This window comes from Variovorax sp. 278MFTsu5.1, from assembly GCF_048305045.1.
GTDB lineage: Bacteria > Pseudomonadota > Gammaproteobacteria > Burkholderiales > Burkholderiaceae_C > Variovorax > Variovorax guangxiensis.
In genome coordinates this window covers 2,230,155-2,249,690 of record NZ_CP157622.1, presented here as the reverse complement: position 1 = coordinate 2,249,690, position 19,536 = coordinate 2,230,155, and the positions used below count along the sequence as shown (strand labels likewise).

The following is a 19,536-nucleotide window of genomic DNA, read 5'->3' as shown; positions in this document are numbered from 1 at the left end:
GCGTTGTCTTCAATGAAGCCCCCGGACCCTTTTTCACCAGGCGAACCATGATCGAGACAGAGACGCTGCCCGATGAAGAACTGGGCGCGCAGGCCACCGAGTGGCGTCGGCGGGCGCTGCAAGGCGAGCTGCACGCCCGCGGCATCGCCCATCAGCTGGAGGCCGAACTGCGCCGGCGCGCCGGCGTCCACCACCATGCCGACTACGACACGCTGGACCTGCGGTCGCTCGAGCATCGGCAGGGAAAGCGGCCCTGGTGGAAGCCCTGGTGAGCAGGGTTTGCCCGCACGCAGGCCTGCAAGGCCGCAATGCAGCAATCACTTCACCGTCCGCCCTTTCTGCCGCGAAGCCGGCTTCGCAGGTAGACGATCCCGCTGGCCCGCGGCGGCATCGCGCAGACATTCGACGAAGGCTTGCGCCGCCGGCGTAGGCCCGGAGCCGGCGGGCAGGCACACCGACACCTGCACGCGCGGCAGCGGCGCGGCCAGCGGCAGGCGGACCAGCCCGCGGGCGGCGACGGGGTCGTCCGCCAGCGAAGCGGCGGCCAGGGTCAGCGCGTCGGCATTGCGAACCAGCGAAAGGCCGAACTGGACCGACTGGCACACCACGATGTTGCGCGGCGCCGCCAGCCCGGCCTGGCCCAGCGCCCGCACGCCATAGGAAGGCACGGCCCACAGCGCGTCCTGCAGCCGCTCGATGGTGCGCACGCGCGCCATCGGATGCCCCGCGCGGGCGATGGCGGCCAGCGGGGCTTGCAGCAGCACCTCGCTCGTCAGGCCGTCCTGCACGGCCGTGCCTTCCAGGTCGCTGAGCACCGCGAGGTCGTGGCCTGCCCGAAGGCCGGTGGCCTCGGCGCTGGTGATCTCCACCAGTTCCAGCGAAACGCCGGGGCAGCGCGCACGAAAGGCCAGCAACGCCTGCGGCAGCAGCCGCGCCGCCGCGAGCGAGCTGAAGGCGGCGCGCAGGTGGCCGCCGCCGTCGCGCAATTGCGCGATCTCGCTTGCCGTGCGGCGGATCTCGTCGAAGAGCACGGCGGCGCGCCGCAGCAGGACCTGGCCGATCTCCGTGGGAACGATGCCCCTGGCGCTGCGCACCAGCACGGGCGCGCCGATGGATCGCTCCAGCTCGCGGATCGCATAGGTCATGGCCGGCTGCGTCAGCGCGGCATTGCGGGCCGCGGCGCGGATGCCGCCGGCCTCGGCCACGAGACGGAAGATTTCCAGGTGTCGCAGGTTCATCGTGGAGCTCATCGGGGTACGGAGTACGCGGGAAGGCGATCGAGAAGTTTGATCGCCGGATGGAGATTTTTGTCTTTTCTTCTATCCCCCGGTCCATTAACTTCGCGCCGACCGACGACTGCCCTCCCCTCCTCCTTCGAACCTTTCGAGCACCAGCATGAAGCAACTGCATCTCCTTGCCGCACTCGCCACGGCCTGCCTGTTCAACCTGAATGCCGTGGCCCAGGGCAACGGCCCGGTCGCGCCCTCCGAACTGCAGCAGCGCGGGCTGTCGCTGGCGGACGCCACCGAGGCGCAGGTGATCGCGTGGCGCCGCCATATCCACCAGAACCCCGAGCTCTCGTTCCAGGAGGTGCGCACGGCCGCGTACGTGGCCGAGGCGCTGCGCAAGATGCCGGGCATCCAGGTGCAGACCGGCGTTGCAAAGACAGGCATCAAGGCCGTGCTGCGCGGCGGCAAGCCGGGGCCGGTGGTGGCCCTTCGCGCCGACATGGACGCGCTGCCGGTGGAGGAGCGCAACGACCTTCCCTTCAAGTCGCTCGCCAAGGGCGACTGGCTCGGCAAGGAGGTACCGGTCGCGCACGTCTGCGGCCACGACACGCACGTCGCGATGCTGCTTGGCGCGGCGCAGGCGTTGTCGGAGATGCGTGCCGACCTGCCCGGCACGGTGGTCTTCCTGTTCCAGCCGGCCGAGGAACTGGGCCCGGGGCCGGTGCCGAGCGGTGCGTCGGCGATGGTGCAGGCGGGCGTGCTCGACAACCCGAAGGTCGACGTGGTGATGGGACAGCACATCAACGCCAGCGGCGCGGTGGGCATCGGCTACCGGCGCGGTGCCCTGATGGCCAGCGGCGACATGTTCAAGATCTCGCTGAAGGGCCAGGGCGGCCACGGCTCCTCGCCCTGGACCGCGAAAGACCCGACGCTGGCGGCGGCCGAGATCGTGCTGGCGCTGCAGAACATCGTGAGCCAGCGCATCGATCCGCTCGACGGCCCCACCGTGGTCACCGTGGGCATGCTGCAAAGCGGCAACCGCGCGAACATCCTGCCCGAGACGGCGGAGCTCGCCGGCACGGTGCGCTCGCTGTCGGCCAGGAATCAGAAGGTGGCGCACGAGAACATCCGCCTGAAGGCCCAGAAGATCGCGGAGCAGTACGGCCTGACGGCCAAGGTGGACATCGACACCGGCTACGAGGTGCTGGTGAGCGACCCCGAGGCGACCCAGACGGTGGTGAAGAGCCTCGAAGCCGCGGCGGGCCCCAACGCGCAGGCCCGCGAGATCGGCCCGCGCATGGCCTCGGAAGACTTCGGCGCCTTCGGAAGAAACCTGCCGGTGGTGTTCTGGAACCTCAACGCATCCCCGTTCGGCGACAAGCCCGGCGCGCCCAATCATTCGCCCGAGTTCGTCATCGACGAGAAGGCCCTGCGCATCGGCGTGCGTGCGCTGGTGGGCAGCACGCTCGGCTACATGGCGGCGCGACCGGGCAAGGATGTGACTGCGTCACGCTGAGCGAGGCGGCTGCGCTCAGGCGCCGAACCACCTGTTCATCGCCTGCTGGAGACCATCCGATGCGCCATCGCTCGCCCAAGCCACATAGCCATCGGGCCTGACCAGCACCGCGGCCGGCGCCGCGACCGCTCCGAGCGCGGGCAACTCCCACGGGCCGTCGCATCTGCCATTGACCAGCTTGATGCGGCCAGCCCACGGCGAGACATCGAAGCGGCCTGGCGCGCCCAAATCCAGCAGCAGCGGCCGCGCATCCCGCAGCAGCGCGAACACGCGCACGGGGCCATCGGCGGTGAGCACGTCGAGATCCGGCATGCGGCGACCGAGCAACGGGTGTCCCTCGCCCAGGTCGTAGCGGATGGCGAGCCCCGACATCTCCGCCGCGATCCGCCTGCGGGGCTCTTCCATGCCGAGAAGCTCCGACATGATTTCGCGCAAAGCCTCGGTGCGATCGTCCGTGCGCTGCAGCGCGACCTGCGCCATCGTCGTGCGCAGCACGCGAGCCGCCACCGGATGCCGCTCGGCGTGATAGGTGTCGAGCAGGCCTTCGGGCGAGACGCCCTTGACCACCTGAGCCAGCTTCCAGCCCAGGTTCATCGCGTCCTGCACGCCCGTGTTGAGGCCCTGCCCGCCCACCGGGGAATGCACGTGCGCGGCGTCGCCGGCCAGGAGCACCCGGCCCTTGCGGTAGGCCGCGGCCTGGCGCGACATGTCGGTGAACCTCGAGATCCAGTTCAGGCGCCGGATTCCATAGTCCGTTCCACAGGCCTCGACGAGCAGTTCCTTCAGCTCGTCCAGCGTGGGTTCGCTCGTGGCGCCCGCGGTCTTCTCGGTCACCATCACGCCGACAGGACCTTCCCTGGCGAAGATGATCCTGCCGTCGCGGATCTCGTACTGCTCCCTGCTGAAGGCATGCACGCCCCGCGCGGTGCGGTGCACGCCCAGCGGCGGCTCCTCGGCCATCTCGACCTCGGCAAGGATGCTGCTGGTGGTCGCGTCCCACCCCGGAAACTCGATGCCCGCGGTCTTGCGCACCAGGCTGCGCCCGCCGTCGCAGCCCACCAGGTAGCCCGCGCGCAGCGTCTCGCCGCCGGACAGCTCGATGGTCACGCCCGCATCGTCCTGCACGAAGCCCTTCAGCTCGCGGCCGCGATGGACCGGCACCGCGAGCTCGTCGATCCAGCCCGCGAGGATGCGCTCGATGTGCTTCTGCCTCAGCGCCAGCCCGTAGTTGTGCCGGGTCGGAAAGTCGCTGATGTCCAGGCGCGTGACCGCGAACCCCGTGACCTGCGCCACCTGTCCCTGCGCGAGGAACCGGTCCACGATCCCGCGCTGGTCGAACACCTCCAGCGTGCGTGAACTCAGGCCGCCGGCGCGCGAGCCGGCAAGCTCCTGGTCCGGCCGGCGCTCGACGATGGCGACATCGATGCCCGCCAGAGCCAGTTCACCAGCCAGCACCAGGCCCGTCGGGCCCGCTCCGACAATCACTACCGCATGTTCTTCCGTCATCCGTAGATCCATTTGTCTTCATTCGCAGGAAGGATCGCGACGACACCTGTACCTTCGACCTAACGATGGCCTTCGCACAGGGGCATCCGCGCCCGATTCATTGTCCATCGCGGGCGAAAGGAACCGTTGCGCCTCAGCGCCATGCCTACAGGCGCAAGGGCATTGCTCGTGCGGTCGAGAGAAAAACCCCGTTGCTATCATCGACTCATGCAGTCACGGCCACCCCGTGGTGGCGGAGGAAAGCGAGTGCGGCTCAAGCTGAGAACGAAGACGGCACTGCTGATCACGTCACTGGTGCTCGTGCTGGTCGGCGTGACGGGCGGGTGGCAATACCGCAGCCTGTCCAGCGAGTACATCGAACTGATGCGCGAGCAGCAGCAGGCGCTGACCGACAGCGCCGCGGCCGACCTCGACTACAAGCTCGGCATCCATCTGTCGGCCCTGGCGCGCGCGGCCCGCGAACTCGGCGCGCAGGGCTTCGCGGACCCCGCGGCGCAGCAACGCTTTCTCAGGGACCAGGACCTGCGCACGATGTTCGACAACGCCGCGCTGGCCACGCCCGACGGCGCCATCGTGGCGATCAACCCTCCCGCCGAGCGGCCTTCGAGCATTGCCGACCGCGACTACTTCCGCCGCGTGCGCGACACGGGCCAGCCCACGATCTCGGCGCCCCTTCTCACCAGGAGCGCGCGGCAGCCGGCGGTCATCATGGCCGTGCCCGTGGACGGAACGGACGGCCGCCTCGCCGGCGTGCTGGGCGCGGCGCTGAACCTGCAGCGCGCCAACGTGCTCGGCGATCTCAGCCGCGCCACCGTCGGCCGGGGCGGCCACTACGTGATCGTCACGCGCGGCCCCTCCCCGCAGATCGTCATGCACCCCGATGCGAACCTGCTGCTCAAGCCCGCGAGCGCCCTCGCCTCCGGCGACGGCATCGGCAAGGACGTGGCCACTCATGCACCCATTCCCGCCGCCGGCTGGGAGCTGCGCCTGGTCGTGCCCGCCGCCATCGCCTACGCGCCGCTGGAACAGGTGCGGCGCAACCTGCTGCTGCAGCTGCTCTGGCTCGGCCTGGGCTGCGCGCTCCTGGTCTGGGTGGGCACTACATGGGTGATGCGCCCCCTGGAAGCGTTGAGCGGCGCGATCCGCACCCTGCGCCGCTCGCCCGACAGCCAGGTCGGCCTCGATGTCGTCGCCAACGACGAGCGCGGAGACCTCGCGCGCGAGTTCGACGCGCTGATGGCCGAGCTGCGCGAGCAGCGGCTCGAGATGGCCGCGGTCACCGACGCTTCGCCGGTGGGCCTCTTCCGCTGCGACAGCGAAGGCCGCATGACCTATGTGAACGACGAGTACCTGGCGATCCACGGCCTCGCGCGCAAGGATGCGGCGGCGGGCTGGCTCACGCTGGTGCGCGAGGAGATCCGCGAGACGGTTCGCCAGGAGTGGGCGCGCCTTGCCAACTCGGCCACGCCGGTGGCGGTCACGCGCCGGCTCCATCGCAGGGACGGCACCCGCGTGCTGGTTGCGTTGAGGAGCCGGCCGGTGCTCGCGGCGGACGGCCGCGTGCTCGGCCATGTGGGCACGGTGACCGACATCACCGAGCGCACCCGGGCCGAGCAGGCGCTGCGCACGCTGACCGCCATCTTCGACATGACGACCGACTACATCGTCCAACTGGACGCGAAGGGGCGGCTCATCTACATGAACCCGGCGGCGCGGCTGCGCACGGGCCTGGCGCTCGACGCGCCGATCGAGCAGTTCAGCGTGGCCGACTTCAACCCGCCGGAGACCATGGAAAGGCTCGCCACGGAGATCGTGCCCACCGCCGTGCGCGCGGGCATCTGGGTGGGCGAGTCGATGGTGTGGGACGCCAGGCGCGAGGCGTTCCCGGCGAGCCACATGGTGATCGCGCATCGCGACAAGCACGGCAAGGTGGAGTACTTCTCCGGACTGATGCGCGACATCTCCGCGGCCAAGGCCGCGGAACGGGCGCTGCGCGACAGCGAGCATCGCCTGCGCATGGTGACGGACCACCTGCCGGCGCTGATCTCCTACCTCGATCGCGACCTGCGGTTCCGGTTCGTCAACAAGGCCCACCAGGACTGGTTCGGCATCCCCACCGAGCAATTGCTGGGCATGGGCCTGTGGAAGTTCTACGGCGAGGAGGCATGGGCCGAGATGGAGCCGCACCTGCGCGCGGCTCTGGCCGGCAGGCAGGTCACCTACGAGCGCAGGCTGAAGACGCCCGGCGGACGCCGCGACGTCCAGGCCACGGTGGTGCCGGAGCGCGACGAGCACGGCGAGGTGATCGGCCTCTACACGCTGGACAGCGACATCACCGCGCACCACGAGGCGGAAGAGGCGCTGCAGGAAAGCGAGGCACGCCTGCGCACCGTGGCCGATGCGCTGCCGATGCGTGTGGCCTACATCGACGCGGAGGAGCGCTACCGGTTCAACAACCTGGCCTACGAGCGCGGCTTCGGGCTCTCGCGCGAGCAGATCCAGGGGCACACCGTGCAGGAGCTGCTGGGCGAGCCCGACTACCTGGCCCTGCAGCCGCACATCCGCGCGGCACTGGCCGGCGAAACCGTCACCTTCCAGAGCGAGGTCGCCAGGAGCGACAGCTACTACTGCTACGAGGCCCAGTACATCCCGCAGCCCGCGGTCAACGACGAGACCATCGTCGGCTTCCATGCCGTGATCACCGACATCACGCGGCAGAAACTCGAGGAGAAGCGCCTCGTGACTCTCGCGCAGGTCGATCCCCTGACCGGCCTCGCCAATCGCTCGGGCTTCGAGGCGCGCCTGGACGAAGCGATGGAGCGCGCCCGGGGTGCCGGCGCGCTGATGGCGCTGATGTACCTGGACATCGACGGATTCAAGAAGATCAACGACCAGTTCGGGCATCAGGTGGGAGACGAGCTGCTGCGCGGCTTCGCGGGCAGGCTGTCGCAGGCGCTGCGCTCCGGCGACGTCCGCGCGCGCCTGGGCGGCGACGAGTTCACGGTGATCATGGAAGGACTGCCCGGCGCGGATGCCGCGATCTCGGTGGCCTCCGGGCTGATCGACGCCATGCAGCAGCCGTTCGATCTGGAGGAGCGCACGATCCTCGTGAGGACGAGCATCGGCGTGGCCTTCTACCAGGGCGGCGACGCGACGGCCGCCGCGCTCGTCAGGCAGGCCGACGAGATGCTCTACCAGGCCAAGGGCGCGGGCCGCAACAACTACCAGGTGGCGTCGCATCCGGTCGGGGGGCATCCGGCCTGAGGTCCCTCCCGTACGGGGCTTTTTCCGCCGGCGTCAACGCATTTCCTGTTGCAGGCTCATCGTCGTCACCGGGCTCTTGACGGGCGCCTCGGACATCAGTTGCTGGAGGTCGAACTGGAAGCTGCCCCCGGCGCGCTCGCGTTCCACGGCCAGGTGCAGGAGGGCAATGGTTGCTATCAGCACCGCCATGGCGAACACGAGCCATAGCTCTCCCCGCAAGGGTTGGGGCTGGGGCTGGGGTTGCGGCTGTGGCTGCTGGCGGCCTCGTCGACTGCGGCTTCTCATCTCTTGTTCCTCCGGTTGATGACGGCAGGAGTCTGCGTGGCCCCGGGCTCCGGTCGCGTCGGACAAAGCTGGCGCGCCTTGTATTCCGCCTCCGATAGATGGCGGGCGGGCAGCCTCCCGAGGGGTGCACCCGTTGACCGGCGTCAATGCGCAAGCCGTAGCACGAACCTACTATCTGCCCGCCATCGGCGTGCCATGGAATACGTGGGCTGTTGCACCAGACCGGATCAATGTAATAATTTAGTTACAAAATTCACTACCACCCTCCGAAGAAAGCCCTCGCCATGCAACGCCTGCCCCTTCATCCCTCGCTTCGCCTCGTCGCTCGCCTCGCTGCGGGCGCGCTTGTCGCGGCCGGCGCCTCGGCGCATGCCTTCGTGATCGGCGTCAGCGAGGGCGTGAGCTACGACGTGTCCGACGCGCAGGTCACGGCGCGTTTCGAACCGATCGCCGAGGTGCTCTCCAAGGCGCTGAAGCAGCCGGTGACGGTCAAGGTGCTCAATTCGTACAACGGGGCGCGCGAGGCGCTGAAGCAGCAGCAGGTCGACCTGGCCTTCGTGCATCCCTCGCACGTGGCGCTCGGCGCCATCAAGGGCGGGCAGTACAAGGCCTTCGCCTGGACCACCGGCTACACCGACTACAAGGTGTCGTTCCTGTGCAAGGAGCAGCAGCCGATCTCCGACTGGAAGAGCGTGGCCGGCAAGCAGCTGGTGATGCCCGACGCCGACTCCATCACCTCGGTGATCACGCGCGCCATGCTGCGCGAGCAGGGCCTGCAGGGGCCGGCTGCGGTGAAGGTGACGAACACGCGCTTCCAGGAGGCCGTGCCCTTCTATGTGCAGAACGGCTTCGCGGCCTACGGCGCCACCGCGGCTTCGGGCGTGATCAAGACCTGGAAGGACGGCGGCGGCAAGATCTGCGCGGAATCGCGCGCGGTGCCGATCAAGCAATGGCTGGCTTCCAGCAAGCTCGACGCGGCCACGGTGAACACGGCGCGCGACGCATTGCTGGGCCTGGCGCAGACCGACGCCGGCAAGCGCGCGCTGGCGGCATCGAGCTACGTGGGCTTCGTAAAGCCCTCGGCCGATGTCGAGGCTTCGCTGATGAACTGGCTCGGCATCTGATCCGAGGACACGCAAGGGCCGACGGCAGGACAAGACCGCACGCGCACGCCCGGCCGCAGGCCCGGGCAGAATCCCGCGCTTGCAGTCTTCTCCCCCAAGGACCCTTTCATGACCGATCTCTCGAACTTCCCCATCACGAAGAAGTGGCCCGCGCAGCACCCCGAGCGGCTGCAGCTGTACTCGCTGCCCACGCCCAACGGCGTGAAGGTGTCGATCATGCTGGAGGAAACCGGCCTGCCCTACGAGCCGCACCTGGTGAGCTTCGAGACCGGCGACCAGATGTCGCCGGAGTTCCTGTCGCTCAACCCGAACAACAAGATCCCGGCCATCCTCGACCCCGATGGTCCCGGCGGCAAGCCGCTGGCACTGTTCGAATCGGGCGCGATCCTGATGTACCTGGCCGAGAAGACCGGCAAGTTCATTCCGCAGGACGCCGCCGGCCGCTACGAGACCCTGCAGTGGGTGATGTTCCAGATGGGCGGCATCGGCCCGATGTTCGGCCAGCTCGGCTTCTTCAACAAGTTCGCCGGCAAGGACTATGAAGACAAGCGTCCGCGCGACCGTTACGTGAACGAGTCGAAGCGCCTGCTGGGCGTGCTCGACAAGCGCCTGGCCGGCCGCGCATGGATCATGGGCAGCGACTACACCATCGCCGACATCGCCACCTTCCCGTGGATCCGCAACCTGATCGGCTTCTACGAAGCGGGCGACCTCGTCGGCTTCAAGGACTTCCCGAACGTCGCGCGCGCGCTCGAAGCCTTCGTGGCGCGCCCCGCCGTGGTGGCGGGGCTGGGCATTCCGAAGCGCGGCTGAGCTGGGAGCCCGCCCCCTTTCGATTGCACTCAGTTGCCGGTGGACAGGTCCATCAGCATGCGCGAGAGCAGATAAAGCCGCGGCACCGCGCTCTCGACTTCCGCGTACTCCTCCGGCGTGTGGATGCCCCCGCCCACGATGCCGAAGCCGTCGAGCACCGGCACTCCGACGCCCGCCACCAGGCTCGCATCGGCCGCGCCTCCGCTGCTCTCGATGGTGAGCTTCTTGCCGATCTCGGCGTAGATGCCTTCGGCCATGTTCACCAGCTTGTCGGAAGCGGGCGAGCGCGGCATCGGCGGCAGGCCTCGGATCAGGCGCACGCGCACCTCGGTCTCGGGAATCAGCTTGTTCTGCGAGATGCGCACCAGGTCCTTCTCGACGCGGTCGAGCTCCTCCGGCGTGGCGGCGCGCACGTCACCCTTGGCGCTCGCGGTCGCGGGAATCACGTTGGTCGGGCCGTTGGCGGTGAGCACCGTGAAGTTGACCGTGGTCTTCTTCGCCGCGTCGGCCGCCTTCGACAGCTGCAGCACCTGGTGCGCCACTTCCATCGCCGCGTTGCGGCCGGCCTCGGGCGCCACGCCCGCGTGGGCCGCCAGCCCCTTCACCTCGACGAGCGCGGTGGCCGAGCCCTTGCGCTCGACCACGAGGCCGTCGGCCGGGCGGCCCGGCTCCAGGTTCAGCGCCACGTCGTGCTGCTTCGCCACGCGCTCGATGAGCGCGCTGGTGCCCACGGAGCCGGTCTCCTCGTTGGTGTCGAGCAGGAAGGTGATCTGCCCATAGTCCTTGAAGCCGATCTGCTGCAGGATCTTCAGCGCGTACAGGCCGGCCACCACGCCGCCCTTGTCGTCCATCACGCCCGGGCCGTAGGCGCGGCCGTCCTTGATGTAGAAGGGCTTGGCCGCGGCCGTGCCTTCCTTGAAGACGGTGTCCATGTGCGCGAGGATCAGGATCTTCTTCTTGCCCTGCCCCGTCAGCGTGGCCACCACGTTGGTGCCGGGATGCGGATCGGCCGGAAAGGTCTCGATGCGCGCGCCGAGCTTGCGCAGCTCTTCCACCGCCAGCTCGCGCACCTTGGCCAGGCCCGCCGTGTCGGCCGAACCCGAATCGATGTTGACCATGGTCTCCAGCATCTTGAGCGCGCCATCCTTGCTCTGGGTGGCCGCGTCGAGCACGCCCCGGTGGGCCTTCTGCGCAATGGCGCTGCCGGCGAAGAGCGCGCATGCGAGCGCGGTGCCCTGGGCGATGGCGAGCATGCGGCGGCGCGCGGGTGCCGGGAACTTCATGGCCGAAGAAGCCGAAGAAGCGGAAGAAGCCGATGCGGGATGGCGCGGGTGAGTCGTCATGTTGTCCGTTCTGTTGAAGGAAGTTCGGGAAAGGCAAGGCGGGCTCGCACCCGCCTTGCCGCCCGCACTCTACAGACAGTTCAGCCGGGAAAGTCTTCCCCGCGCAGCTCGATCGGCTGACCATGCGGCGTGCGGCCCGCTGCGTGCTCCCAGGCATGCCGGTAGCGGGCCAGTTCGTCGCCCGAGCTGGCGCCCTTGCTGGCCACGAGCTTCTCTAGCGCGGCGAGCCAGTGCAGGTAGTAGGTCTGGCCGTTGTCGGGGTCGCCCGCGGCCTGGGCTTCGGAGATCTGCGCGGCCAGCACCTCGGCCCATTCGGGCCATGTGAAGAGGCCGCGCTCGTGCAGCGCCAGCGTCATCGCGAAGGCCTGGGCCTCCCAGGGCGCGCTGAACACGGGCCCGTGCGCATCGCGCGGCATGCCGGGCGCGAGGGGCATGCGTTCGCCGCTCATGCAGCGGCCTCCAGATAGCTTTCCCACGCATCGACCGACACCGAGAGGTTCTGGCGCGGCGCATCTTCGCCCCACAGTTCGGCCTCGTCGAACTCCACCGTGTAGAGCCACTGCGGCTGCTCGCCGAGCCCTTGCGCGTTGGTGTCGGCGAACACGTGCGCGCCGTGTACCTGGACGATGGTGCCGCGCCTGCCCTGCACATAGGCCGGCAGCCGCGTGTGATGCTCGACCTTGCCGAGACGCATGCGCACCTCCTGGCCCGCGGCGAAGCGTGCTGGCGCAGGTGCCGGCCGCTGCGCGGGCGAGCCCTTGGCCAGCACCGCCGGCACGTCGGCCGCGCGCAGCACGCGGGCCACGGGCGCGGCCGGATGGCTCATCTCGCCGCTCGCAATCTCGTCGGGAAAGATCTGACCGCGCTGCAGCATCAGCTGCTCCAGCGCGCCAAGCCAGATCCGGTAGTAGCTCAACTCGCCGTAGTCGGGCAGCGTCTCGCGCACGGAGCGGCTCGCATCGATGTTCCAGGAACCTGTCGCGCCCATGGCCAGCACCAGCGCCAGCGCGCGCGGCTCCCAGGCGGCGTGGAAGAGTTCGCCTTCAGCCTCGGGCACCACCTTGCCGAAGCCCGGCTGGCCGCCGAGGTCGGCCTTCGTCGCGTAGCTCATGCGGCACCCCCTGCTTCGGCCGGCGCACCGGCCAGCCGCGTGCCGATCATCGAATCGCGCGACACCAGATCGGCGAGTTGCTCTTCGCTCAGGCCCTCAGTGCCGGCGGGCCGCTGGGGGATGACGAGGTAGCGCACCTCGGCGGTCGAATCCCACACGCGGATGCGCGTGGTCTCGGGCAGGGTCACGCCGAAGTCGGCGAGCACGCCGCGCGGGTCCTTCACCGCGCGGGAGCGGTACGGTGCGCTCTTGTACCAGGTGGGCGGCAGGCCCAGCACGGGCCAGGGGTAGCAGCTGCACAGCGTGCAAACCACCATGTGGTGCGTGTCGTCGGTGTTCTCCACCGCCACCATGTGCTCGCCCTGGCGGCCGGTGTAGCCCAGCGAGGCAATCGCCGCTGTGGCATCGGACAGCAGCCACTGCCGGAAGGCCGGATCGACCCAGGCCCGCGCCACGACCCTCGCGCCGTTGCGCGGGCCGATGCGGGTCTGGTAGGTGTCGATCAGCACGTCGAGCGCGGCCGGGTCGATGTAGCCCTTCTGCGAGAGCACGCTCTCGAGCGCGCGCACGCGCAGGTCCATCTCGCCGAGTTCGCTGTGTTCGTGATCGTGGTCATGGCCGTGGTGGTGGCCGTGGTCGTGACCGCTGTCGTCGTGGGGGTGGTCGGAGCTCATCCGGGCGATGCTACGCCCGGGCACTTAAAATTCGAAGCCTCCCGCCAGATCCCCCGGAAGCCTTTCGTCCATGACCTCCACGCCCGCCCGCCCCGTCCGCTCCCAGTACGAAGATTTCATGCGCCACGTCGACACCCATGGCGTCTTCAAGAGCGACCGCACGGGCACGGGCACCAGGAGCGTGTTCGGCCACCAGATGCGCTTCGACCTGAACGAGGGCTTCCCGCTGGTGACCACCAAGAAGGTGCACCTGAAGTCCATCATCCAGGAGCTGCTGTGGTTCCTCACCGGCTCCAGCAACAACAACTGGCTCAAGGAGCGCGGCGTCACCATCTGGGACGAGTGGGCGCGCGAGGACGGCGACCTCGGTCCCGTTTACGGCGTGCAGTGGCGCAGCTGGCCCACCCCCGATGGCGGCCACATCGACCAGATTTCCGAAGTCGTCAAGACGCTGAAGACCAACCCCGATTCGCGCCGCATCATCGTGAGCGCATGGAACGTGGCAGAGCTCTCGAAGATGGCGCTCATGCCCTGCCATGCCTTCTTCCAGTTCTACGTGGCGCCGCCGCAGGCCGAGGGCGAACGCGGAAAGCTCAGCTGCCAGCTCTACCAGCGCAGCGCCGACATCTTCCTGGGCGTGCCCTTCAACATCGCGAGCTATGCGCTGCTCACGCACATGATCGCGCAGCAGTGCGACCTCGACGTGGGCGACTTCATCTGGACCGGCGGCGACTGCCACATCTACAGCAACCACGCCGAACAGGTGGCGTTGCAGCTCAGCCGCACGCCCTACCCCTACCCCACGCTGAACATCAAGCGCAAGCCGGCGTCGATCTTCGACTACCAGTACGAGGACTTCGAAGTGCTCGACTACCGGCATCACGAGGCGATCAAGGCACCTGTGGCGGTATGAGCAAGCCCCGCATCAACATCATCTTCGCTCGCGCCGCCAACGGCGTGATCGGCTTGAACAACACCATTCCCTGGCACATCCCGGAGGACATGGCGCACTTCAAGCAGCAGACCGCAGGCGCGCCGGTGATCATGGGCCGCAAGACCTGGGACTCGCTGCCGCCGCGCTTCCGACCGCTGCCGGGCCGGCGCAACATCGTTGTCACGCGGCAGGCCGACTGGCAGGCCGAGGGTGCGCAGCGCGCGGGCAGCCTGCAGGAGGCGCTCGCTCTTTGCGAACAGCCCGAGGTCGATACCGCCTGGGTCATCGGCGGCGCGCAGATCTACGCAGAGGCCGCGCCGCTCGCGCAGCGCGCTGTGGTGACGGAGGTTGCCCGCGAGTACGAAGGCGACGCATACGCCCCCGAGCTCGATGCCGCCTCCTGGCGCGAGACGCAGCGCGAATCGCATGTCTCGGCCAAGGACGGCCTGGGCTTCAGCTTCGTGACCTACGAGCGCATCGCTGCCGCGGCGAACAAATAGACGAACAGGCATGAGCGAAGGCGTTGCGCACCGGCCACTTCCGCCCGGCTTGCGACGCCGCTCGGTGATCGCCGGCGCGGTCCTTCTCGCGGGCCTCGCGCCGATGCGAGCTGTGCAGGCGGCCGAGCCACTGGAGCCCGACGAGGAAGCGCTCTTCATGACCGGCACGGCGCGCCCCACCACCGATGGCCGCATCGAGGTCGACATCCATGCATGGATCTTCGAGCGCGAGAACCGCTGGGGCCTCAACGCGGCCTTCGCGCGCTACCTGGGCCTCAGCCTGAAGAAGCTCTCGCCCGCGGCGCGCCTGCGCTTCAACCAGCGCACCGCGCTCTTCCACGCGGAGTCGGAGGAAGGCAAGGTGATCGACGTCGATTTCGAAGGCGGGCGCACGCGCGTGACGATGCCACCATCGGGCAAGGATGGCCGCTGCAACCTGCGCGTCGTGATCGACACGCCGCGCGCACCGCTGCTGCCGACTTCGCCCTCGCCGCAGGAGTGGGTGCAGTTCCACGGCGTGACCGGTCCGGGCGAGTTGCTGCACCGCTTCAGGGGGCACGCGCTCGTGGTGCCCGAGCAGGGTGTGTCGGTCATCTCGGACATCGACGACACCATCAAGCGCACGCAGGTGCGCGAGCGGCGCGAGATGCTGCTCAACACCTTCGCCCGCCGCTTCGAGGCGGCGCCTCGCATGGCGGGCTGGTATCGCGCACTGGCGAAGGTGCCGGGCACGCGCTTCCACTATCTCTCGGCGAGTCCCATACAGCTGTATCCGGCGCTGTCGGACTTCATCCGCAACGCGGACTTCCCGCAGGGCAGCATGCACCTGCGCGAGAGCACGACGTGGCGCACGCTCATTCCGGGCGACGACGATTCGCGCGCGCACAAGCTCGGCGTGATCGGCCGGCTGCTCGCGGAATTTCCGCAGCGACGTTTCGTGCTGGTGGGCGATTCGGGCGAAGCCGATCCCGAGATCTACGCGCAAACGTTTCGCTCGCATCCTCGGCGCATCGACAGCATCGTGATCCGCGACGTGACGGGCGAAGGCCGCACTTCCGAGCGCTATCGCGCGACCTTCGAAGGCATCGATCCGGTGCGCTGGCACATCTTGATGCCGGACACCGCCGAGTGGCCCGTGCAGGCCATCAACTAGGCATCGACCAGCCTGCGCACCGGTCAGGCCTGCGGCAGGTCGCCGGAAACAAACTGGCACCTTCGTCCCCTTCTCTTCGCGAAAGGAACACTTCGGTACACGCGAGGAAAGGCACGCACGGCACAGGGTTTAGACAACGCTAATTGTTTGTGCGCACAATGTCCGAAACGCCCTCAACCAAAAGGAGACGGCTCATGTCCATGGAATTTCTTCGGGTCATCGCCGAGCAGAAATTGCCATATGTCATCCACACGCCGGCCGACATCGACAGGCTGCGCGTGCTGCGTGCGGCAGAGTTGGTGACAGCATTCATCCCGCCTTCGGAGCGTGCGCCCGACGAGCGCGCGATCCGCCAGCTCGCCCAGGTCGAATCGATCACGGCCAAGGGCATGCTGGCACTCAACAAGGCCACCTCGGCATTCATCGAACTGTAGGAAGACGCGGCTGCGTCTTCCCTGCGCGCGAGCCCCGCGGCCGCGCCTCGGCCCCCTCCATCGGCTGTTACAAATAGCCCTCTTTTCCGCGTAACCCGGCCGGTTCGCGGCCATCCTCCGCTTCGCCTTTCTTGCTCATCCGCGTGACCGGAGGCGCTTGCTCGCGCGCGTCTGCATTACCACGCTGGCCTTTTGCGCGTCAATTGCGTGACAAAACGCTCAATTACACGATTTTCTACGGATTGATGGCTTGCTTTCTCGCGCGGTTCTACCCGCTTCATGGGGTACCTACCCAATTCTGGGGATTGTGAGCAGATATCTCGATTTGTATCTTTCGTTCGTCTCAATGCATGCCGGGACTGCAACGGCAACGGGCCGCGCGGGCGCTTCCACAAGGCGCAGCAGCGTCGAAGACACCAACGTGTGTTCTTGTCAATTCAACCTTTTCTGAGAGCGAACAATGTCGAACAGCTTGCAAAAATGGGTGGGACGCAATCGTCCTCCGCGCGTCCAGATCACCTATGACGTCGAGATCGGTGACGCAGTCGAAAAGAAGGAGCTGCCGCTCGTGGTGGGCCTGCTGGCCGACCTGTCGGGCCAGCCCGCGCAGCCGCTGCCCAAGCTCAAGGAGCGCCGCTTCGTCGAGATCGACCGCGACAACTTCGACGGGGTGATGGGCAACATCTCCCCGCGCCTGGACCTCTCGGTGCCCGACACCATGAAGGGCGAAGGCAACCTGAAGATCGAACTGAACTTCAAGGAGTTCGGCGACTTCCATCCCGAAGCCATCGTGAGCCAGGTGCCACGCCTGGCCAAGCTGCTCGAGGCGCGCCAGCAGCTGCGCGACCTGCTGGCCAAGCTCGACGGCAACGACGAACTCGACGGCCTGCTCGAGCGCGTGGTGCAGAACAGCGAAGACCTCAAGACGGTCCAGAGCCAGGCCAAGGCGGAAGCCGACGTGGCACCGGCACAAGCCTCGGCTTCGGCTTCCGCGGAAGCCGCTGCCCAGACCTCCTCCGAAGCCGAAGCACCGGCAGCGTGATCAACCACGCCGGCCGCTGCCCCTCGCGGCGCAGCCCGGCACTTCATGAATGGTGATAGAGATGGCCAACAAATCCAAAGCCGCCGAAGCCGGCAGCGCAGCAGCAACCACCGTCACGACCAGTGATATGAGCCTGCTCGACAAGATCGTCTACGAAGGCAACATGACGACCGAGCCCTCGCAGGGCGCCTACGCGAAGAAGCTGATCGGCCAGCTGGCCTCGCAGATCCTCGACGAAGGCATGAAGACCAGCCCCGACAAGGGCGTGGTCACGCTGATCAACGAGCGCGTCGCCGAGATCGACCGCCTGCTGACCGACCAGCTCAACGCGATCCTGCACGCCCCCGAGTTCCAGGCCCTCGAAGCCTCCTGGCGCGGCCTGCACGACATGGTGTTCGGCACCGAGACCGGCAGCAACCTCAAGCTGCGCCTGCTCAACGTGAGCAAGAAGGACCTGCTGAAGGACCTGGAAGGCGCCGTCGACCACGACACCAGCGTGCTCTTCAAGAAGATCTACGAGGAGGAATACGGCACCTACGGCGGCCACCCCTACTCGCTGCTGATCGGCGACTACTACTTCGGCCGCCATCCGCAGGACATCGCCCTGCTGGAGCGCATCTCCCGCGTGGCCGCCGCCGCGCACGCGCCCTTCATCGCCGCAGCCGCCCCGGCCCTGTTCGACTTCAAGTCTTTCACCGAACTGGGCGTTCCGCGCGACCTGTCCAAGACCTTCGAGAGCGCCGAGCTCGCCTCGTGGCGCGGCTTCCGCGATTCGGAAGATTCGCGCTATGTGTCGCTGGTGCTGCCCAGCTACGCGGCCCGCCTGCCCTACGGCGCCAAGACCATCCCCGTGGAAAACTTCAACTACGAGGAAGACGTGGACGGCACCGACCACGGCAAGTACCTGTGGGCCAACGCGGCCTACCAGCTCGGCCTTCGCATCACGCAGGCGCACTCGCTGTACGGCTGGACCACGGCCATCCGCGGCGTGGAAGGCGGCGGCAAGGTCGACGGCATGGTGGCCCACGCCTACAAGACGGACGAAGGCGACATCGCCCTGAAGCCGCCGACGGAAGTGACCATCACCGACCGCCGCGAGAAGGAACTGAGCGACCTGGGCTTCATCGCCATCGTCAACTCCAAGGGCTCGAACACCGCCGCCTTCTTCGGCGGCCAGACCGTCAACAGGCCCAAGGTGTACGACAAGGACGCGGCCAATGCCAACGCGGCAGTGTCGGCACGCCTGCCCTACATCCTGGCCGCATCGCGCTTCGCCCACTACCTGAAGGTGATCGTGCGCGACAAGATCGGCAGCTTCCAGACGCAGGCCGACATGCAGAAGCACCTGAACAACTGGGTCGCGAACTACGTGCTGGTGAGCCCCTCGGCGCCGCAGGCCATGAAGGCCAAGTACCCGCTGAGCCAGGCCCGCGTGGACGTGACCGAGGTGCCGGGCAAGCCGGGCTCGTACCGCGCCATCGCCTTCCTGAAGCCGCACTTCCAGCTCGAGGAACTCTCGGCCTCGATCCGCCTGGTGGCCGACCTGCCGGCAGCCGCCGCCTGATCGCATCGCACCGTCTCAATCAACGTCGACATACCGACTGAAAGAAAGAATTCTCGAAAATGCCTATCTACCTCAAGATGCCGGGCGTCACCGGCCAGACCCAGATCGAAGGCCACAAGGACGAAATGGAAGTGCAGAGCTTCCAGTTCGGCGCCGGCCTGGCCGTGACCTCGGGCACCTCCAACCAGGAACGCACCGCGGGCAAGCCCAGCTTCTCCGAGATCACCGTGACGCGCATCAGCGATTCGGCCACGCCCCAGCTGCTGCAGAAGCTCGCCGGCGGCGAGGTGTTCGCGGGCGACACCGTCATCACCTTCCCGCGCGAGGACAAGAGCGGCCTGCTGCCCCTGATGGTGGTGACGCTGACCGACGTGATCCTCAGCGGCTTCTCGGTCTCCAGCGGCGGCGACCTGCCTTCCGAAAGCATCTCCCTGAACTACGCGGCCATCAAGGTCGACTACACGAAGCAGAAGGAAGAAGGCGGCCAGGAAGGCGTCGCACCGTTCGGCTGGGACATCTCGAAGAACGTCGCGGTGGCCTGATGAGGCGCCGCTGACCCCGGGCGCCAACCACCGTGTCCGAACTCGTCAAAGGGGGCGTCACCCCCCTGTTCGACCGGTTGGCGTCCGCGCAGTCCGAGCACGTGCGGGGGGCCGCGCATCTCGAGACGATGGAGTCCGTGCAGGACTCCATCGGCCGTGAGCTGCGCCGGCTCTTCAACACGCGCTCGCCGCTTTCGGCGAAGGACTACGCGCAAGGCGGCGGCACCGTCCTGGAGTACGGCATTCCCGACTTTTCCGTGTTCAGCTCGCAGAACGCGGCCGACCTGCTGAGGTTGGCCGCGCTTCTGCGCACGGCCGTTTCGCGCTACGAGCCGCGCCTGTCGGAAGTAAGCGTGCAGGTCAGCCCCGCGCCCAACCGGCACGAGGTGGCGCTGGTGCGCATCGGCGCGCAGGCGCGCGCCGGGCTCGCGCTGCGCCGCGTGGACTTCGAGATGCTCCTGGGCACGCCGGACAGCCTGATGAAAGTCGCCTGACGTGTCCG

General features: G+C 67.9%; 20 protein-coding genes. 13 read left to right on the top strand and 7 right to left on the bottom strand.

Translation table 11 applies throughout. The features are described 5' to 3' along the window. Nucleotides 1-47: 47 nt before the first annotated feature. The gene (locus ABL844_RS10110) at nucleotides 48-272 is read left to right on the top strand and encodes a hypothetical protein (RefSeq protein ID WP_369658884.1); all 225 of its coding nucleotides are present in this window, start codon (nucleotides 48-50) and stop codon (nucleotides 270-272) included. A 45-nt stretch (nucleotides 273-317) separates the two neighbouring features. Here the strand turns inward: ABL844_RS10110 and ABL844_RS10105 are convergent, their stop codons facing one another. After that, nucleotides 318-1,238 (bottom strand): LysR family transcriptional regulator, encoded by a 921-nt coding sequence (locus tag ABL844_RS10105; RefSeq protein ID WP_418131159.1) that lies wholly within the window; start codon nucleotides 1,236-1,238, stop codon nucleotides 318-320. A 157-nt stretch (nucleotides 1,239-1,395) separates the two neighbouring features. On the opposite strand from ABL844_RS10105, the gene ABL844_RS10100 reads away from it, so the two are divergent. Beyond that, nucleotides 1,396-2,745 carry a M20 metallopeptidase family protein gene (locus tag ABL844_RS10100; RefSeq protein WP_418131158.1) on the top strand — a complete coding sequence of 450 codons (1,350 nt, stop codon included), beginning with the start codon at nucleotides 1,396-1,398 and terminating at the stop codon, nucleotides 2,743-2,745. 15 nt (nucleotides 2,746-2,760) lie between these two features. Here ABL844_RS10100 and ABL844_RS10095 read toward each other — a convergent pair whose 3' ends face one another. Next, the gene (locus ABL844_RS10095) at nucleotides 2,761-4,251 is read right to left on the bottom strand and encodes an FAD-dependent monooxygenase (protein WP_369658887.1); all 1,491 of its coding nucleotides are present in this window, start codon (nucleotides 4,249-4,251) and stop codon (nucleotides 2,761-2,763) included. A 246-nt stretch (nucleotides 4,252-4,497) separates the two neighbouring features. On the opposite strand from ABL844_RS10095, the gene ABL844_RS10090 reads away from it, so the two are divergent. Further along, nucleotides 4,498-7,515, top strand: a complete 3,018-nt coding sequence (locus ABL844_RS10090) for a PAS domain-containing protein (RefSeq protein ID WP_418131157.1) — start codon at nucleotides 4,498-4,500, stop codon at nucleotides 7,513-7,515. A gap of 33 nt (nucleotides 7,516-7,548) precedes the next feature. Here the strand turns inward: ABL844_RS10090 and ABL844_RS10085 are convergent, their stop codons facing one another. Further along, on the bottom strand, nucleotides 7,549-7,800 hold the full coding sequence (locus ABL844_RS10085) for a hypothetical protein (RefSeq protein ID WP_418131156.1): 252 nt from the start codon (nucleotides 7,798-7,800) through the stop codon (nucleotides 7,549-7,551). 284 nt (nucleotides 7,801-8,084) lie between these two features. Between ABL844_RS10085 and ABL844_RS10080 the strand changes: the two genes are divergently transcribed. Then, a complete protein-coding gene (locus tag ABL844_RS10080) occupies nucleotides 8,085-8,924 on the top strand; it encodes a phosphate/phosphite/phosphonate ABC transporter substrate-binding protein (RefSeq protein ID WP_184636003.1) in 840 nt (279 codons plus the stop codon). A gap of 108 nt (nucleotides 8,925-9,032) precedes the next feature. Continuing rightward, complete coding sequence (locus ABL844_RS10075; protein ID WP_418131155.1) at nucleotides 9,033-9,737, top strand: glutathione S-transferase N-terminal domain-containing protein; 705 nt, start codon at nucleotides 9,033-9,035, stop codon at nucleotides 9,735-9,737. Nucleotides 9,738-9,766: 29 nt separating this feature from the next. Here the strand turns inward: ABL844_RS10075 and ABL844_RS10070 are convergent, their stop codons facing one another. From ABL844_RS10070 to nthA, 4 genes are all read right to left on the bottom strand, one after another. Next, a complete protein-coding gene (locus ABL844_RS10070; RefSeq protein ID WP_418131896.1) occupies nucleotides 9,767-10,990 on the bottom strand; it encodes a glutamate carboxypeptidase in 1,224 nt (407 codons plus the stop codon). A 170-nt stretch (nucleotides 10,991-11,160) separates the two neighbouring features. Further along, nucleotides 11,161-11,529 (bottom strand): nitrile hydratase accessory protein, encoded by a 369-nt coding sequence (locus ABL844_RS10065; protein ID WP_418131154.1) that lies wholly within the window; start codon nucleotides 11,527-11,529, stop codon nucleotides 11,161-11,163. Then, a complete protein-coding gene (nthB, locus tag ABL844_RS10060) occupies nucleotides 11,526-12,191 on the bottom strand; it encodes a nitrile hydratase subunit beta (RefSeq protein WP_418125191.1) in 666 nt (221 codons plus the stop codon). Before nthB ends, ABL844_RS10065 begins: the two co-directional genes overlap by 4 nt. After that, nucleotides 12,188-12,865, bottom strand: a complete 678-nt coding sequence (gene nthA / locus ABL844_RS10055; protein WP_418131153.1) for a nitrile hydratase subunit alpha — start codon at nucleotides 12,863-12,865, stop codon at nucleotides 12,188-12,190. The genes nthB and nthA overlap by 4 nt, the downstream gene beginning before the upstream one ends. A 70-nt stretch (nucleotides 12,866-12,935) precedes the next feature. Between nthA and ABL844_RS10050 the strand changes: the two genes are divergently transcribed. From ABL844_RS10050 to tssE, 8 genes are all read left to right on the top strand, one after another. Continuing rightward, nucleotides 12,936-13,778 (top strand): thymidylate synthase, encoded by an 843-nt coding sequence (locus tag ABL844_RS10050; RefSeq protein ID WP_126024622.1) that lies wholly within the window; start codon nucleotides 12,936-12,938, stop codon nucleotides 13,776-13,778. Further along, nucleotides 13,775-14,299: a dihydrofolate reductase gene (locus ABL844_RS10045; protein ID WP_126024621.1), complete on the top strand. Its 525-nt coding sequence runs from the start codon at nucleotides 13,775-13,777 to the stop codon at nucleotides 14,297-14,299. The genes ABL844_RS10050 and ABL844_RS10045 overlap by 4 nt, the downstream gene beginning before the upstream one ends. 10 nt (nucleotides 14,300-14,309) lie before the next feature. After that, nucleotides 14,310-15,452: a phosphatidate phosphatase App1 family protein gene (locus ABL844_RS10040; RefSeq protein WP_418131152.1), complete on the top strand. Its 1,143-nt coding sequence runs from the start codon at nucleotides 14,310-14,312 to the stop codon at nucleotides 15,450-15,452. Nucleotides 15,453-15,646: 194 nt separating this feature from the next. Further along, nucleotides 15,647-15,886 (top strand): hypothetical protein, encoded by a 240-nt coding sequence (locus ABL844_RS10035; RefSeq protein ID WP_126024619.1) that lies wholly within the window; start codon nucleotides 15,647-15,649, stop codon nucleotides 15,884-15,886. Nucleotides 15,887-16,346: 460 nt separating this feature from the next. Further along, nucleotides 16,347-16,928 (top strand): type VI secretion system contractile sheath small subunit, encoded by a 582-nt coding sequence (gene tssB, locus ABL844_RS10030; RefSeq protein WP_126024618.1) that lies wholly within the window; start codon nucleotides 16,347-16,349, stop codon nucleotides 16,926-16,928. A gap of 61 nt (nucleotides 16,929-16,989) precedes the next feature. Continuing rightward, nucleotides 16,990-18,492 carry a type VI secretion system contractile sheath large subunit gene (gene tssC / locus ABL844_RS10025; protein ID WP_126024617.1) on the top strand — a complete coding sequence of 501 codons (1,503 nt, stop codon included), beginning with the start codon at nucleotides 16,990-16,992 and terminating at the stop codon, nucleotides 18,490-18,492. A gap of 59 nt (nucleotides 18,493-18,551) precedes the next feature. Continuing rightward, on the top strand, nucleotides 18,552-19,034 hold the full coding sequence (locus ABL844_RS10020) for an Hcp family type VI secretion system effector (protein ID WP_126024616.1): 483 nt from the start codon (nucleotides 18,552-18,554) through the stop codon (nucleotides 19,032-19,034). A gap of 32 nt (nucleotides 19,035-19,066) precedes the next feature. Beyond that, nucleotides 19,067-19,528 (top strand): type VI secretion system baseplate subunit TssE, encoded by a 462-nt coding sequence (gene tssE, locus ABL844_RS10015; protein WP_418131151.1) that lies wholly within the window; start codon nucleotides 19,067-19,069, stop codon nucleotides 19,526-19,528. Nucleotides 19,529-19,536: the final 8 nt, after the last annotated feature.

Excerpts from the sequence above, each read along its gene's own strand:
- ABL844_RS10095 (WP_369658887.1), bottom strand. The coding sequence starts at position 4,251 with ATGACGGAAGAACATGCGGTAGTGATTGTCGGAGCGGGCCCGACGGGC.
- ABL844_RS10065 (WP_418131154.1), bottom strand. The coding sequence starts at position 11,529 with ATGAGCGGCGAACGCATGCCCCTCGCGCCCGGCATGCCGCGCGATGCG.
- ABL844_RS10070 (WP_418131896.1), bottom strand. The coding sequence starts at position 10,990 with ATGCTCGCCATCGCCCAGGGCACCGCGCTCGCATGCGCGCTCTTCGCC.
- ABL844_RS10045 (WP_126024621.1), top strand. The coding sequence starts at position 13,775 with ATGAGCAAGCCCCGCATCAACATCATCTTCGCTCGCGCCGCCAACGGC.
- ABL844_RS10075 (WP_418131155.1), top strand. The coding sequence starts at position 9,033 with ATGACCGATCTCTCGAACTTCCCCATCACGAAGAAGTGGCCCGCGCAG.
- tssB (WP_126024618.1), top strand. The coding sequence starts at position 16,347 with ATGTCGAACAGCTTGCAAAAATGGGTGGGACGCAATCGTCCTCCGCGC.
- ABL844_RS10080 (WP_184636003.1), top strand. The coding sequence starts at position 8,085 with ATGCAACGCCTGCCCCTTCATCCCTCGCTTCGCCTCGTCGCTCGCCTC.
- ABL844_RS10035 (WP_126024619.1), top strand. The coding sequence starts at position 15,647 with ATGTCCATGGAATTTCTTCGGGTCATCGCCGAGCAGAAATTGCCATAT.
- ABL844_RS10110 (WP_369658884.1), top strand. The coding sequence starts at position 48 with ATGATCGAGACAGAGACGCTGCCCGATGAAGAACTGGGCGCGCAGGCC.
- ABL844_RS10050 (WP_126024622.1), top strand. The coding sequence starts at position 12,936 with ATGACCTCCACGCCCGCCCGCCCCGTCCGCTCCCAGTACGAAGATTTC.
- ABL844_RS10085 (WP_418131156.1), bottom strand. The coding sequence starts at position 7,800 with ATGAGAAGCCGCAGTCGACGAGGCCGCCAGCAGCCACAGCCGCAACCC.
- ABL844_RS10105 (WP_418131159.1), bottom strand. The coding sequence starts at position 1,238 with ATGAACCTGCGACACCTGGAAATCTTCCGTCTCGTGGCCGAGGCCGGC.
- ABL844_RS10020 (WP_126024616.1), top strand. The coding sequence starts at position 18,552 with ATGCCTATCTACCTCAAGATGCCGGGCGTCACCGGCCAGACCCAGATC.
- ABL844_RS10040 (WP_418131152.1), top strand. The coding sequence starts at position 14,310 with ATGAGCGAAGGCGTTGCGCACCGGCCACTTCCGCCCGGCTTGCGACGC.
- nthA (WP_418131153.1), bottom strand. The coding sequence starts at position 12,865 with ATGAGCTCCGACCACCCCCACGACGACAGCGGTCACGACCACGGCCAC.
- ABL844_RS10100 (WP_418131158.1), top strand. The coding sequence starts at position 1,396 with ATGAAGCAACTGCATCTCCTTGCCGCACTCGCCACGGCCTGCCTGTTC.
- tssC (WP_126024617.1), top strand. The coding sequence starts at position 16,990 with ATGGCCAACAAATCCAAAGCCGCCGAAGCCGGCAGCGCAGCAGCAACC.
- nthB (WP_418125191.1), bottom strand. The coding sequence starts at position 12,191 with ATGAGCTACGCGACGAAGGCCGACCTCGGCGGCCAGCCGGGCTTCGGC.